General features: G+C 53.5%; 8 protein-coding genes. All 8 read right to left on the minus strand.

Translation table 11 applies throughout. The features are described from left to right. Nucleotides 1-463 precede the first annotated feature (463 nt). The gene (locus tag AC1EK1_RS06510) at nt 464-2,857 is read right to left on the minus strand and encodes a hypothetical protein (RefSeq protein WP_480306114.1); all 2,394 of its coding nucleotides are present in this window, start codon (nt 2,855-2,857) and stop codon (nt 464-466) included. Between the two features lie 15 nt (nt 2,858-2,872). Continuing rightward, complete coding sequence (locus AC1EK1_RS06515; RefSeq protein ID WP_480306113.1) at nt 2,873-4,351, minus strand: hypothetical protein; 1,479 nt, start codon at nt 4,349-4,351, stop codon at nt 2,873-2,875. A gap of 24 nt (nt 4,352-4,375) precedes the next feature. After that, nucleotides 4,376-6,895 carry a hypothetical protein gene (locus AC1EK1_RS06520; RefSeq protein ID WP_480306112.1) on the minus strand — a complete coding sequence of 840 codons (2,520 nt, stop codon included), beginning with the start codon at nt 6,893-6,895 and terminating at the stop codon, nt 4,376-4,378. Further along, on the minus strand, nt 6,892-8,868 hold the full coding sequence (locus AC1EK1_RS06525) for a hypothetical protein (RefSeq protein WP_480306111.1): 1,977 nt from the start codon (nt 8,866-8,868) through the stop codon (nt 6,892-6,894). The genes AC1EK1_RS06520 and AC1EK1_RS06525 overlap by 4 nt, the downstream gene beginning before the upstream one ends. A 21-nt stretch (nt 8,869-8,889) precedes the next feature. Beyond that, nucleotides 8,890-10,830, minus strand: coding sequence for a hypothetical protein (locus AC1EK1_RS06530; protein ID WP_480306110.1), 1,941 nt, complete (start codon nt 10,828-10,830; stop codon nt 8,890-8,892). Between the two features lie 27 nt (nt 10,831-10,857). Next, a complete protein-coding gene (locus AC1EK1_RS06535; protein WP_480306109.1) occupies nt 10,858-12,675 on the minus strand; it encodes a hypothetical protein in 1,818 nt (605 codons plus the stop codon). A 22-nt stretch (nt 12,676-12,697) separates the two neighbouring features. Then, complete coding sequence (locus tag AC1EK1_RS06540; RefSeq protein WP_480306108.1) at nt 12,698-13,675, minus strand: FimB/Mfa2 family fimbrial subunit; 978 nt, start codon at nt 13,673-13,675, stop codon at nt 12,698-12,700. 150 nt (nt 13,676-13,825) lie between these two features. After that, nucleotides 13,826-15,529, minus strand: coding sequence for an Mfa1 family fimbria major subunit (locus AC1EK1_RS06545; RefSeq protein ID WP_480306107.1), 1,704 nt, complete (start codon nt 15,527-15,529; stop codon nt 13,826-13,828). Nucleotides 15,530-15,716 lie beyond the last annotated feature (187 nt).

A 15,716-nucleotide genomic window follows, 5' to 3' on the forward strand; every position in this document is an offset into this window, starting at 1 on the left:
GTGGCGGACTTGTGGCCCCGGGGTCTTCGGGGCTTTGCCCCTCGACACCCGGGCTAAGAAAAAAGCACCCCTAGCGGGGTGCTGTGGACCAATTTTTCAGCCCCTGGTTTGTTTAAGTGCGGAGCAGATGTCCGGATCTGCCGACCCCGCCAGGGGTCGCTCTTTCATAGCCGGGCGGTCGAGGAGGGGCGAAGGCCCCGACGATGACCCCCGGGAAAAGACGGTCATCCCCACCCTACGACCCCGCTAGGGGTCGCAAAACAGATCGACCGGTTGGCGACCCCCTGGCGGGGTCGTGAGGGAAAAAGTGGCGGACTTGTGGACTCGGGGTCTTCGGGGCTTCGCCTCTCGACACCTAGGCTAAGAAAAAAGCACCCCTAGCGGGGTGCTGCGGACCAATTTTGCCAATCAATTGGCAACCACCGGAGGGGCAACAAGGCCGGATCATCTTCTGGGGATGAGCTCACTCATCCCCGTCCTCGTCCAGCGCCCTGTCGGAGATTAAACGCAAAGCGTGAAGATCAAATGTATCTGGATCTGGAGACGGTCCGATCTGAGGCATTGTAATAGTCATTATGCCTCCAATAATAGTATTCTCTGAAAAAGAAGCGTAACCCGAGTGGCAAAGTATAGGATCCTGAAGCAAGGTCCCGTCTTCACCCTGATGCGTAAGATTCGTTGGGTTATCGTATTTGTCATGTGATGATTGGCCTGTAGCGGGAAGAAAACGGACCACAGCTTGGCTTAGGTAGGTGTCCCAGAAAGATTTGTCCAAGAGGTCTTCGGCACTGGTTACGGATCGGCTGATCCCCACGATGTTGATGCAGTGGATGTATAGGCCGTTGACTTGCCTTCCATTCACCTCCTTGACCCCCCAGTAGTAGAGCCAAGCGGAGCGGTACTTCTTTTCCGTACTGTCATTGCCATTGTAGCGGAGAGCAACCCAGCAGGATCTTCCTGTTTGCTTATCGGCCAGCTTTATTTTCTTGGGAAATATCAGTGTACTTGAGGCATTGAAATCCTGACCGGCAATCTGTACCTTCTCTTTTCCTTTGCATATCACGGGGTTGTCGAGACCTTCTCGGCCGGAAAGCATTATTAGCCCAGAAGGTATGATGGACCACATTTGATACGAGCCGGGAATTTTGTACTGCTCGGACGATCCCTCTATAGACTGAGGTTGCTTGAAGGTTGACCGTGCAAAAGTGTTCCTCATCAGCACCTTTTTGGCCTCTTCCAAGGTGGAGGGGATGGTGTGGTTGGTGTCCCACTTTTTGTCTTTTGTCACGTTGTACTTCGCCAGGTAGGCGAGTGGGTTGTCTTCCAGTGACCGCTTGACGATGACCGGTACAGGGAAGCTCTGTGTGGGGTCAGCTTTGCCACGAAGCGAGAGTCCGGGCTTTTCCAGCGTTTCGGGGACGCCGATTTTCCTAGTCTGCTTCACTTTGGGGCCGGATACGGCCAGCCAGTCCATGGATGGAACTTTCTCGAGGTCAAAGTCGCCCAATGTCAGTGGGCGTGTGGAGACCACACGGCCATCCACCTTGGTGGAGACTGTGCCGGTGACTGCTAGGGTTCGCTCCTGCCCTTTGCCGTCTCGGTAGTAGAGTGGGGTGAGGGACTCGAGCTTGTAGACGATCTCGGTCTTGGAGGGCTCTTCCTTGATCGCTTTCTCGATGGTGGGGTATCCGGATCGGGTGATCTTCTTGACATTGATGCGGTAGCGCTTGTTGCGGATCAGGGGCAAGAAGTTTCTTTGGCCATTGACCGTGGTGGAGATGTCCAGGGCATAGTAGGATGGATCCTGATCTCTGTACTTGCCTTTCATGACCAAGCAGGTGCGCTCCACCAGTGAGGCGGGTACGGGAGACTCGGGGATGTAGATGGCACGGATGTGGCGTCCGACGTGCTCGTATGGCTGGAGGTTTTGGGGGTTGTAGGTGCCCCACTTGGGCATCCCGCCCTCCTCCATGGTGGTGTGGAAGTCTAGCGAGGTGGGGAGAGTGGGAGCGGTGAAGGTGAATGTCCCGCGTTGGATTTTCCTCATATCTCCGGCCATGCGAAAACTGGAGGCGGGGTGATAGAGGTAGACGGCCTCGAAGGTAAAGGGGTCTCCGGGTACATAATGGTAGGTCTCGGGGAGTGTCGTGGCTCCGGGTGTGGGGTCATCAAAGTTGAGGCCAAAGTCTATCCTGGCGAGGGAGCGATAGAGTCGGATCGTACCGGTGGTGCCTTGCGGATCGAGGTAGTCGCCGAATGGTGTGGCTCTGTTTTCGACTGAGCAGACGTTGCTCTCGCCCCACATGGGGATCGGGTCGAAGATTTCGCTGTCCTTTTTTGCCATCCAGCCATCCGAGCTGAATGGGAAAACCAAGCGGTCGTAGACCTGCTTTTTGGTCATGCCCAGCTCCACCCCGGCGATGGAGTAGGCGGGCTGTGCGGAGGGGATGTTGGCGAGGAGTATGAGGCGTTGGCGTCCGGGCTTTGTCAGGAGCGTGAGGGTGTATTTGCTCCCATTCCGAGTGGGGCCGGCGATGATCTCGGGCAGGTGAAACAGTTTCTCGTCCTCGTAGCCGGGGTTTCCCTCCAGAGAGAAGGCGAGTATGTTTAGCGTCTTGATCGTGCACTCCTCCTCGGGTGTCAGTGCTCTGGGTGTGTCGATCAGTCCATCGAATTGGTCCGAGCCAATCTCCAGCTCCACTTTCATCAGCCCCGATGGAGTCCGCTCTATCGCGGGTGCGTCCTCGGGGAGTGTGAGGTCGGTATCGGTATGCCGGCAGGCACCGGTCACGAGCAAAAATGCGAGCAACAATGACCGAAAGGTCAGCTGAGACAGTATGTATTGAGCACTTTTCATAAAAAACGGGAACTCCTAAAACTCCTTGGGTAGGTCCTGATCGGTCCAACCTATCACTTCAATCTGTGGATCGGAGGAGTGGTGATACCGCTTCATGCGGACATAGATGCGATAGAGGGTATTGCGATGCACCTCGTAGAGGCCGGTCTGTGGGTTCTTTTCTCCAAAGAGGACGTCGAACTGCTTGAAGTTTCGGTAGTCCTTTCTGGGGTTGCCGTGATCATTGGGATCAAACTCCGAAAAGTCGTTGTCGGCGGTCCGGAAACTTTTGGAGATCCCCACTCGGATGGTGGATTGCTCCTCGGGCTTTGTCGGGAAATTCTCGGGCATGAAAATCGGGTGCTGTAGTCCTTGCTTGAAGATATGCACATTGTAGGCATCCCATCCATCTCTCAAGCGATCACCTAGGTAGGGGATATGGGATTGGGGGTTGGCCTCTTTGCTCCACTTTGCTCTCGCTTGCTGTACTCCCTCCCAGTTGTCGGGGATAATGGACAGCATATTGACGTACCTGCCGGGTGTCCCATTGCTGAGGATGTAGTACTGGTCGGGATAGACCTTGTCGGGAAACAGCTCATCTCGGGTCTGGAGCCGGATCTCTACCTCGGCTGTGGCACGCTCGACATAGACGGTCTCGATCTCCTCGCTCTCACGGCCCAATTGCTTGCCATAGAGTACCCCCTTGTAGACTCTGGCCTCTGTGATGCGGCCATACATTGGTAGGTAGGAGGCTGTCATCAGTGAGTAGTAGGGTGGTCGTACGTTCTCGGCATCTGGGTTGTAGTTGGCGACCGTCTCATCGTCTATGCGTAGCGGAAATCTACTGGGGTAGGCCGTCATGTAGGGGTGTTGCAAATCGAGTTTGCGGACCTTGCGCAATCTGTCGGTTTGGTCGGATCTCAATGGATCGATGAACGAGGTGCCGGGCTGCATCAGCTCGGTCCAGGCATTGATAAAGAAAGAGAGGTTCCCATCTTTTGGGAGCTTGTAGATGGTCACTATTGGCAAATAAAGTTTTCCCGAGGGAAATGGGGCGAAGCGGTAATCGTCATCTATCCTATGCTCCGGGTCGTACCTGTAGGGGATTTCGATTTGCCTAAACATGGGACGCTCCTGTGATACCTTGTAGTCCACCCCCAGTGTCAGCTCAGGAATGTCGATGGTGCGGATCCAGTCGTTGACATGTGGGGTGATGTGGTACGTGGGGTCGGGGGTGTTGAGTGTGGAGTTTTTCATATCCTCCTCGCTGTAGGAGCGTGAGAGCTCCCCTGTGGCACGTGTGGGGGGGCGCGAAGTGTCCACCACTCGCATAGGCAGTACCCCTAGGTTCAGTGTGATTGGCTTCTCGAGGAGGATCTTTTCCCCCTCATCCGCAGTGGCCTCCGGAGTGGGACAGCCCGGCCCGGGGGCATAGAGCCCCTGGCACCCTGCCAGTAACATGGTGGCGACCAAGAGGGTCAGCTTGCTATTGGATAATAAACACTTCATCATCATAGGTTATCTGTGCATCTGCTGCCGTCACTTAGCCGGGGTTAGAGAAAAGAGTCGGATGGAGGCACGTGTGTCGAGCAATACGCCATTGCCATCCTGTGCCATAACGTTGTCACCAAAGTATACCATGACCGCATTGTATCGGTCTCCGAAGTACTGGGTGCGGAGCCAGTAGTAGCCCATTTCGCCCCTCTTTTCGATCATCTTCTGTCCGAAGTAGGTGATTCTGCCTGCGGCCGGGAAAAAGCGGTGTACTGCGTGGGGGATGTTTGTCTCCCAAAATTTATTCTCACAGATTTGGCCAAAAGAGATTGGTTTGGGCCCAACCGCGTAGGCCAAGGGGATGCAGTAGATGTGTAGTCCTTTCTTGCCATCCTGCTCACCGTAATAGTAGAGCCAAGCCGACTTGAACCGTTTTTCCTGTGGGTTGTCGCCCCTGAACCGCAATCCCACGCAACCCTTGACGCTTTGGCCATTTATGGTATAGGTACCGGGTCTAAAGTCTTGGGTCGCCTCAAAGGTCTCTCCAGCCACCTCCACTATCTCACGGTGATTTTCGACTATTGTATTGCCGCCACCCAAGCTGATGTTGGTCTGGCAAGGGAAGATGCTCCTCCACTGGAGGTAGTTGGGCATACTATACTCGCAGCTCGAACCCTCGATCAATCGTGGCCGATTGTACCGCTCGGTGGCGTCATTCCAAGTGAGTAGGAGCTCATCCTCGTTTTGGGCAGTAGGGATGGTCTGTCCTTTGTCCCAAGTACCCGACCGTGTCACATTGTACTCGGCGACATAGGCGAGAGGGTTGCACCTCAATGCTCGTGGAATGGTCCAGTCGTATGCTTGGTTGTCATTAGCCTCGGGGTCGATCTCTGAGTCCAGATCCACGATCTTGTAGGGCAATACCTTGAAGGTTCCTCTGAGCACATCTCCCAGTCGGATATGTAGGCGGTAGCAGGTATTACGAGCCAACTCGTGAAAGCCATTGGCATTCTTTTCGCCCACTACCATATTCAGGATCTTGGTGTTTTTCTGATAATGGGCATTCACTGTGAGATACTCATACGGATTGACTGGATCTCCGGTAGCGAACAGCTCCGAAATGCCGATACGTATGGTGGTCTCGTAGTCCTTTGAATTTCTCAAAATCTCCTCCGGGAATTTGCTTCTTGCCGGCTCGTAGCTTTCGGGCAGGTACATGGCCACTTCCCGAGGCCGTTTTACCCCGCTCCTGAGCTTGTCGTTGATGTACTTTGTGTACCTATTATCGGGGTCATTCTCAATCTCCTCCTTGGTTAGCCCGAGGTAATTGTCGTGCTCAATCTGGTACTGCTCCTGAGGGGATATTTGCTCGCATTCAGGCTGTATCACAAAGTCCGTCTCCCTTCTCCAATACCGGCCGTAGCCGTAAAGATATCCGTACCGAACGGCCTTGTTTCTCCAGATGAAAGGCATACCATCATCTGGTGCTCCCAAGCCCTCCAAAAGCTGGCGTGCACCATCGACATTCCGGTTGTAGTTTTCGTACCCCGGTACGATGGTGATGATGTTGGGGAAGTCGCCGGGACGTAGCTCGTCCAGCCAATACATCCTCTCTTGCTGATCAGATGGATCAGTGGCGACGTATTCGTCGAAGGTCACCTCTATTTTGGAGACTGCGCGCTCGAGATAGATGGTCTTTATCTCCTCTCTTGTCGCTTGTCCCCACTGCTTGCCGGTGAACTCAAAGGTATCGGGGTTGATGTCGCAGTCGCTTACCTTGCCATACATTGGAAGGTTGGAGGGTGCCATGTAGGTCCTCAGATACGGTAATGTTGAGTCTACATATATCTCTTCGTTAGTCTTCAAGAAGAGGATCTCCTCGTAGTCGCAACAGGTGGATGGAGTGTTGGGCCAAGCGGTCAGGCAGGGACTATTTCGGGTGTTGATGTAGGAAACGTCGACTGTATCAGGGTCCCGATGATCCCCAACCGTTATTGCTTGTGCGTTGGCAAATACCTCCAGATTTTTAGGCATGTCTTTGGGCAGACGGTATATCTTCACGACCACCTGTTTGGAAGGAGCCGGAAGTGAGGAGTCGTACTTCCAAGGCACTTTGGGCACGAAGTCATTCTGATTGAGCACCGGTCCACCTACGAGCCCCTCTACGTCGTAGTCAACGCCTTGCTTTAGCTCTTCACCGTCTGCAAATAGTACGATGTTTCGGATCCAGTCCTCTCCGACCTCGGCATCGTAGAGGCAGTCGGGATCCTCTCCCGGGGGCCGATTGACCGTCGACCGGGCAAAATCAGCCTCGGTATAGCTCCCCTGCTCGGCACGCAACGCACCACGAGTGCGGGGCTGGTTGAGATCCACCACCTGGGATGGCAGTACCGATATGCCGAGCACGATGGGGTGCTCCAGATCAATCATCTCCAGGGGTTGTTTGTCCTGTGTGCCTTGTCTGTTTTCCGGTACGTTTGGTAGCTCCGCTTTGCGACAGCTCGATAGGAGAGCCAAAGCGACACACAGTGCGATCAAGGCTATTTTATCTACTGACTTCATCATTTCTTTACTGTGGCATTTGTGCGGTCGTTCCTGGGGTAGTCCTCTCCCTCTACCTCCTCATACTCCCAAGTGTCCGGGTTGATGATGTAGTACTTGTCTTTGTAGTTCCAGGGCAAAACCTTTACTTGAGCGGTGAAGCAGATGACAACATCCTTTCCTTGCCAGTTGAAGACCAGCTTGTAGATGGTGTTGCGACGAATGGCATAGCTGTCATTGCCCCCGTCTCGATTGAAGAGCCTAAAGCGGTAGTCCTTCAGCATATGGTCATCCGACTGCTTGTAAAGCCCCTGATCATCGCTCCAAAACTCGGATTTCAACATCTCCTTGGTCACCGGACGTTTCATGATGGCTGTGGTCACCACTACCTCGGTCGGCTCCTGTGTCATCCCGACTTCACCGTTTCTTGTGCTAATGCCGTTGCCGGAGATGGCGGGCATGTGGCTGTTGGTAGTCGGTAGCACATAGAGGTCGATAGGGTGCGAGCTGTTGTAGCGGTCATTGTAGTTGACATAATCGCCCACTCTCCGATCCGGATCTATGTAGACGGCATTTCCCGAATAGATGATTATAGCATTGTTGCGAATGATCGGAATCCAATTGACATTCAGGACCGGATCTTTCCGCCTGTCCGACACAACCCCCATATCATACTTGTACTTGAACATCGGCGACATGTAGCCAAAAATGAAGCAACTGGGGCGACAAAGCACCGCTTTGTCACCATTGACTGTCCGGCTACGATAGGAGGCGGGGGTGAGGGGCATTTTTAGCCCATTGCTGGCATCGGGTATCCCCTTTTCCTGTGCGTAGTACATGTTCATAAAGGGGCTTGAGGGGTCGGAGTAGAGCTTGTGATTGGTTCCGGGTGAGGCGTAGTCTCGATCCGATTCACTTCGCTCAGAGGGTAGCAACATCGCATACATTGGATAGTTGTTGAGCCAAATGGAGTGCAGGTGGCGATTTCGCACCATCTGATCGAAAAGTGCGTGGGTCCAGGGGCGTATACGCATATCCGGTTCGGTATTGGTGTACTCGACCACTACCTTTGCCAGCACACGCTCCAGTCCGATGACGGCCGGTTGAGTGGGGACTGTTGACTCCTCCATACTCTGCGGAATCTTGGTCATCCCTTGCCCTACCATAGGAATACCGCCATTGGCATAGAGCCAAGCATTTGCCGGCAGTGCGCCTTGGTAGCCGGCCGGATAGTTGCCATTCTGTACCATCTCCTCGATCCTATAGTTGGGGGTGGTGATGAATGCCTTTTGTAGGTCGCTGATGTTTTGGATGGCGGAGAGGTCTAGTGTTTTCTTTTCACCTTGCTCACCGGGGTCATCGGTCAGTACGTCATTGGGAAACTTGGTCCGAGGATCTACTGAGCCACTGTAATTTGATGTGGCGTTGAGCGATTCATTGGCAATGATGACGAGGTCGAATGTTCCTTGGCACTCCGACTCAAACACCAGCTCTGCCTCATGCCTAGCATCAAATGCCGGTAGCTCCAGTGCGCCGGGCTTGGCAGCACGTCCCAAGTCTCTGAGCGCATTGCTGTTGGCAAATAGATGGTTGAAAGCAACTTCCCCTCTTCTGTGAGCTCTCCTATCCGGACTGGATTGTGCGGTTATATCGGATTGGTAAAAGCCCAGCACACGCAGAGTGGTAATCTGGTTCTCAAATCGTAGTTGTTCCTCCTTCACATCCCTCTCATTCTGTCCCTTTCCGGGAGCAAATGGATCTACCTTGTCCGGATCCGGATAGCCACCACTATCTCTGGCGCGGAGAGGCATCTCAGCTCCTTTGAGCCCCAGAATGCTTACTTTGATGTGCACCTTGCCGTCGTTTGAGTCGGGACACTCGGCTCCGGCTGAGAAGATCTGATCCTTACAACCGGTGAGCAGGAGTGTACAGGCCACAAGACCCATCAGCCAGTGTGTGAGGCCGGTGGCAAAGCGAATCTCTCTCTTGTCTTTCATATCCATACCGTGAAACTAGAGTCAATAGGAGTACTCATACTCTTGTACGTTCCAAGGAAGGACCCTGACCTTTGATCTGTAGAGTACGATCTCGTCCTGCCCTTGCCACACGATATTGAATCGGTAGATCGTGTTGCGTCGGATGGCATATTTGTCACCGCCATTGTCGTTATTGAAAAGGCGGAATCGGTAGGCCACCAATTTTTCTTCCTTTGTAGGGTCGTACGTCCATTTTTCATCTCGCTCGTGCCGTTCACCGGTATAGGTGGCGGCGGTCACGATCACCTCGGTCGGCTCTTGCGCTCTATCTGTCACTCCATTGTCGCTGCTGATCCCATTGCCGGAGACGGCGGGCGGCATTTGTGCCGTCGTGGGGAGTGCGTAGAGTACTGTCGGCTTGTAGTCTCGGTTGTTGAGGTTGGTATATCTCTTCAGCTCCTCTGTAGTTCCCTCTTGGTAGTAGTATAAAGGAGTTCCGTCACGCTTCACGATGCTGTTGGGACGCACGTATGGGAGCCAATCTACCCCAAAAAGTGGGTACACCGGATCACTGTCCGGTGACCGGTATCCAAAAAAGAAGTAGGAGGGACGGTAGCGTAGGCCAAAGTGGAGACTGACCTCTCCCGCCGGATCATTCTGAATCAACTTTTGGTACTCAATGTTGAAGGGGAGGATATCCTCCAGCCGTTGTCCCTCTACTCCCCCGACCTTTCGGTTGAGGGCTTTCTCCTTGGCGTAGTAGAGGTTTACGTAGTGGTTGCCCTGCGCTGTGGAGTAGTACTTATGGGCTGCCCCACGGGTCGAAAACTCCGGTGTCGATGCCGAGCGTTGTACCGGCAGCAGTAGCGCAAACCTTGGGTAGTTATTCAGCTCTACCGAGTGGATATGGCGTCCCTTTTGTTGTGGGTACCGGAGTCGCCCATAGAGTTGACCTTGCTCTGTCGTATTGCTGTAGTTGAGCTCTATCTTGGCCAACATCCGCTCTAGGTTGATCTTGGTCTCTCCGGAGACTTGTTGGAGCCTGCTTGTTGGTTGTGCGATGGCAAAAGAGCCTTGCCCCACCATCGGGATTCCACCGTTGCTGTAGAGCCACCCTTTTGCCGGCAATGCGCCACAGTAGGAGGCTTGGTATCTCTTGCGGTTGGCTTTGGGTGCTGTCCAATCCTCCACTTGGTACTGTGGGGTGGTGATCATGGCCTTTTGGAGCTCCTCCACTTTTTTGATCTTGGCGAGGCTGAGGGCATTCACCAGTGGGCGGGATGGGGTCTCCTGCACCACTTTGTTGCACCGGTCCTGTTCAGGGAATCCCTTGTCCACCGGGTTGATAAGGCGAGAGATACCATCCAGTGGCTCGTTGGCGACAAGCACCACATCAAAGTTGCCGACCCGATCTGTCTCAAATTCCAAAATCAGCTCTCCACCGGTACCCGGTTCGGTCAGCATTACCGCCGACTCCGTGAGGGTTCTTCCGAGGGAGGTCAGGGCCTTGTGGTCAAAAAAGAGCTTGTTGAAGGCAATCTCGCCCTTTCGGTGCGACTCGGGGTCGCCATTGATGCCGGCCGCCACATCATCGGCATAAAACCCGAGCACACGGATAGTGGTTATCTGGCGCTCAAAGGCATTGTCCGACTCGCTGACCGGCGCAAAAGGCTTGGCGTTGTCACTCTCTTGGTAGCCACCCAGTGAGCGCAACGCAACTCCCTCGTCGAGATTGAGGATTTTGGCGGTGATACGTACGACACGAGGGGTACCAGGAGTCGGGCAATCCCCGACGTTTGAGAAGATCGTATCCCGACATCCTGCCAAAATGAGGAGCGACAGAGAGCCGACCAGTAATAGAGTATGTCGAATGAGAGACCCTGTCTTTCGTCCGCAACTTCTCGTCCACGTCAGCAGATTACAGACGAATAGGTGACCGAAATCAGCACCGATCTTATTTTCAATTTTCCGTCGATTAGTCATAACCTTTGGCTCAATGCATTACCGGTGTCAGAAAGAGTAGTTGAGCTCCTGCACATTCCACTTGAGCACGGTGGCCTTGATGGTGATTCGGCTCTTGTAGGGAGGATCGACTTTGATGTGTCCGTCGGGGAGAGGCATCAGGGGGTTTTTGTGCCATGGGATGTTGGGGTCCTCCGGGTCGATGGGGTCAAAGGGTAGCCCAAAGTCGCTGATTCCCTCCAAGGTGAGGTCATAAATATTATTGCGCCTCGTGTCAGCGTTTTTTACGTACTTGTAGGTGATCTTTGGTGCCGGTCCGTGACCGTGGCCGGGTTTGTTGGGATCCTCAGGGTCTATGCCATCCCATCTTGTGTCATCGTCTATATTTCTGGTCCAGCCCGGTATGGAGGGGTACCCACCACTTCCTCCGGGGGCGGTGACACTGTACTCCGCATATTGGGCATTGGCCGGTGTGAGCCAGACCATCCGCCCGCGGACATAGCGATCCACAGCGACGTTGCCTGCCTCTACTGCGGAGCGCAGATCGGCATAGACACGCCGATCCTGGCATCCGACGTAAAAGGTTCCTTGCGGATCCTTGACGTGCAAGGTGTAGGTGTCATTGTCGCGCATCTCTCCCCACATATCGGCCTCATCCGCTTGGTTTTCCCTGTTCCCGACATTCTTGTCGTATTGCTGACCTATCGGATCTTTCTTCCTATCGACCACCAAACTGTAGGTACCACCGGCAAAGTCGGTCACTCGCCCGAAGCTTTTTGACGACGGATCATACTTCAAGCCCTCGGACGGGGTGACGGTACCGTACACCTTGACGTAGGTGATACGGTTGTACTCCAGTTGATTGCGCTTTGTGATTTCGGCACTATTGCTGTTCTCTAGGCAGTAGGTGACTTCTTCCGGACCTGGCTCACTTGTTCCGATCCTCTTGGCCGCAAAGTTGGTTGCCACGATGCCGGTCTTACCCTTGTAGTCGGAGACCCGTTGCAGGAATGGGTCACTGTAGGGTTGATCACCGGGTGCCTTTAGGTAGGGAGGTACAAAAGGCCCGCTCGGAACAACCCGGTCGTGGATGTAGCTCTTGCCCTTGTAGTTGAGTAGGGCATTGTTATTGATCTTGTTGTCAGCACCGGCATGATCACGAAAGAGGTAGACTTTTAGCGCAGATCCAGCCACCGCATAGGTTAGTCCATCGATATCCAGCCGGCCTTTGGCCATAGGTCCGGAGAGGGACATACTGGGTTTGCGACGTACCTGTACGCGAGAGACGACACGCTCCACGATAAGGGGGGCATCTGATGGGAAGTAGTTGGAGGCGGGACGAGCCGGTGTTTCGATGCCCGGGCGTACATTGGCTGTCAGTCCGGTGTTTCCTGTCATCGTGAAGCCCTCCGGGTCGATCAATGCACCCAGTTGGTCGAGGGTCACTGTGGCGTCACTCTGTAGCGGGATGGTCACAAGGGGGAGCTTGTGGCCATTGAGCAGGATCGTGTAGTGTCGGTTCTCGGAGGGCTTTTGGACTTGGCTGACCTCAAAAGTTCCTTTGTAGACCGGAGCCTCTGTTGCATCGGGGGTCGTCTGCTTCCACCCCTCCTTTTCCATCCAGAGGTTCATTCTGCTTACCTTGCCCTCACCCGTTCCGGGCATTGGATCCTGGTCCCGCTGGTCGATGGTTCCTCGCATGGACGGTTCGGATACCGCTACAGCGAGGGTGATTCGGGTTTTGTCGGACGTGTCGCCCTCATTGGTCGGTAAGAGCCGATCGGTCTTGCGACAGCCCACTGGCAGTACCAAGGCAAGCCCCAAACAGAGGCTTGGAATAATAAAATTCAACTTGGTTAACCTCATGATCCCTCACGACACTCTAAGTTTATAAGCTGATGTTTCGGAAGACAATGTTCCAGTTGTTGACGCTCCCTCGTACCGCCATGTAGGTCTCGACATTTTTGTCGTACTCAAAGATCAAGACGATGTCAAAAACATGTCGATCCAGAGTGTTGGTAGAGGCTGTACCGGTTGGACCGGTCTTGAGGAGTACACCCTCCACCAGGTTTTCGTTGAATATCTCCTTTCCGGTAGTGGTGTCGGTGACGATCAGTCGGGCATTGCGCCCTTTCTCCAGCTTCATGACATCCATCCAAGCAGTGAAGGTTGTCTTCTCCTTCTTTAGGTCGGACGGCTTGTAGACAAAGCGGTCATCCTCTGCGATCTTTCCGGCTATCGTGTATCGGCTGTTGTCATCCACCACCTGTATGGTGTAGTCGTGCCTGGGGTGGAGCCCTCGTACGGTGAAGTTGAGGCGGTTGGTGATCTGTGTCAGGCGGATCGGCACTCGGTCATAGATTGAGCCCTGGTTGCGTCCGCTCTCCTGCGTGAGGGGACCATTGTCCGGCACACCCACATAGATCGGTGCTATGGCACCTTGGTAGCTGTCTACCTGGCGTTTGAGTGCCACCATCATCTCCTCACGGGTTGTCTTGCCCGGCACAAAGGCACTAAAGTCGAGCTGACTCAGGTCACCGCCCGCCCAGGCTAGGAAGTCGGTCGTGCCGACACGGTAGTAGTCCGTGCGCAAAAAGTACCCCTCGGAGAGCACAATCTCCTTTTGCGAAAACTCACGTATCAAGCGTCCCTGCTCATCAAAGGCAAAGACACGCACCTCCTTCACCGCATCGGGGTAGTGCTTCTTGGTGGGGTTAGTCGGAGAGGGCTCGTAAAAGACAAAGTCGAGCCCCTGAGGACACTTGCTCAGATCCTCATGCACGCACTTGTGGCAACTTGTGAGGAGCAAGCCCATCAACGCCATCAGCGAGAGTGTTATTGTGAGTGGTAGTATTCGTTTCGTCATATCGGTCTCATTTGGTTCCACCTCACCGAGATGTTGGCTACCCCGGGATTGGGATCGGACTGTTTCTCTATTTGTGAACAGGTGGGCGATCAAGCCCACCTGTCCTATGCCGGCTAGTGCCGGACTTTGGTTTTTCTGATAGACTCTATCTTAGGCACCAAGAGTTACATTACGAGATACGAGGTTCCAAGGCAGTACCTTGCAGTCTACACGCATGAAGGTCTTGGCCGGCTCGATATCTGTGTTGTGGTTCTCAGGTGTAGGATCGTTGTCCGGATCATTGGGGTTTGGCTGTGGCAGGTTCGGGTCCTTAGGATCAAGTGGGTCAAAGTTCATACCCTTGGTCTTGAAGGAGTTGATCGTCAGGCTGTAGATGTTGTTACGACGAGTTTCTCCGTTCTTTACATCCGTTTTGGGGGTGCGGTTCCACAGTGCGTAGTATGCGCAACGACCCTTTGCATAGGTCTTTACCTGTTTGTTGGCATGACCGGCAAGTGCAGCCTCGATAGAGTCGTAGATAGCACCGGTGGTCGAACCAATGAAGAAGTCAGCTCCCTCAACGGCATCAACCTCCTCAAGCTCTTGCTTGTAGATGGCGCGACCCTCTTTCCACTCAACAGTGGTGGTTACATTACCTGCTGTGTTCTCTGTCTTTGCAGCGGGAGCGGCATCGGCGAATGTACGATCAGTGTAAGTAACAGTCGTTTGGATATGCTCTGGGTCAGACTTGTCTACTGCGGTAGTTACCTTATACCAAACTTTGCTACCTGCTGCTGGCTCGAAGACAACAGGAGCGTTGGCTTTTAGCTTCCAAACCTTTTTCGGAGTGAAAGTAGCGTACACCTTGGCTGTGGCCAGACGTGCAAATCCAAGCTTTTTGGTTGTGGCATCGAGATCCTCCTTGACAGAGTTCTCGAGGAAGTAGATACCACGGTTAGCCTCTTGTCCATTAGTCTTGTAGGTCTCTGCATTTACAGGAAGTGCTTTGTAACCACCAAGGTCGTTGTTGTTGTCCTTGCCAAGAGCACCGATACGGATCAGGTTATCCTTCACCTGCTCAGCAGGCTTGTTGGCATCTGCAAAGGTGAATTCGTCGATGGCAGACTTGAAGTCTTTGTACTGGTTGTCAGCACCCATTTTGCGTGCACCGGCATTGTCAGCCAAGATGAAAGTCTTGGTGGCACCGTTCATGGCAGCATAGGTAACGTCATCAAGTTTTATCGTACCATCATTGTCGGTGGTTGTTCCGGAGAGGTTGGTAGCCTTGCTTACAAAACCTTGTGCAACCACACGCTCAATCTCAAATGTGAAGGCGTTGTCGCCCTCAGAGGTGGCAGCCTTAACCGTAGCCTCATCCTTTTCGGGTTGGATGGTCTTGTTGGCACTTGCGGATGCCATTACAAACTTTTCATCGGTGGAAAGAGCTGCGATGTCGTCTATAGCCGTTGCACTAGAACCAAAGGTTGCTGTAGCAAACAAAGCAACGGAAGGCAGAGTGACAGTACCCTTGTTGAGGACAACAGCGAGCTTCTTGTTGCCCGGCATTACCTCCCAAGGCAGGGTCTTGTAGACGTCACCGACTTTCCAGAAGTTGCCTGGTCCCTCTGAGGTTGAAAGCATCCAAGACTTGGTCTCACCACCGATGAGGTCCATGGTTGCGAGAGTCGATTCTTTTTCACGACCAGTCTCATCATTTTGGTCCGGATCAGCCTTAAGTGGCGCTGCACTTACGGAAATGGTGGCATAAGTTCCTGAGCCGAGTAGCTCCGGAGTAGCCTGATTGTTCTTTTTGTCGCAGGCAACGAAGCCAAGGGCTACCAATGCTGCTGCAACGGTTGTTGTTACTTTTCTCATGATTTTTTTTTGTGATTAAAAAACAGTTACAAAAAATATAATAGTGTTTACAACTCTATTTTCGTCAAATCAAACCTTATTAGAGGCTCTCGACCACCTTTTTCAGCTCAGCCAAGTTGCCGGCTGCACTGGTGTCACCCTTTGCGATCGCCTCCTTGAAGCAGGTCTCTGCCTCGGCATACTTGCC

The organism is Porphyromonas sp. C0026D3 (genome assembly GCF_056590775.1).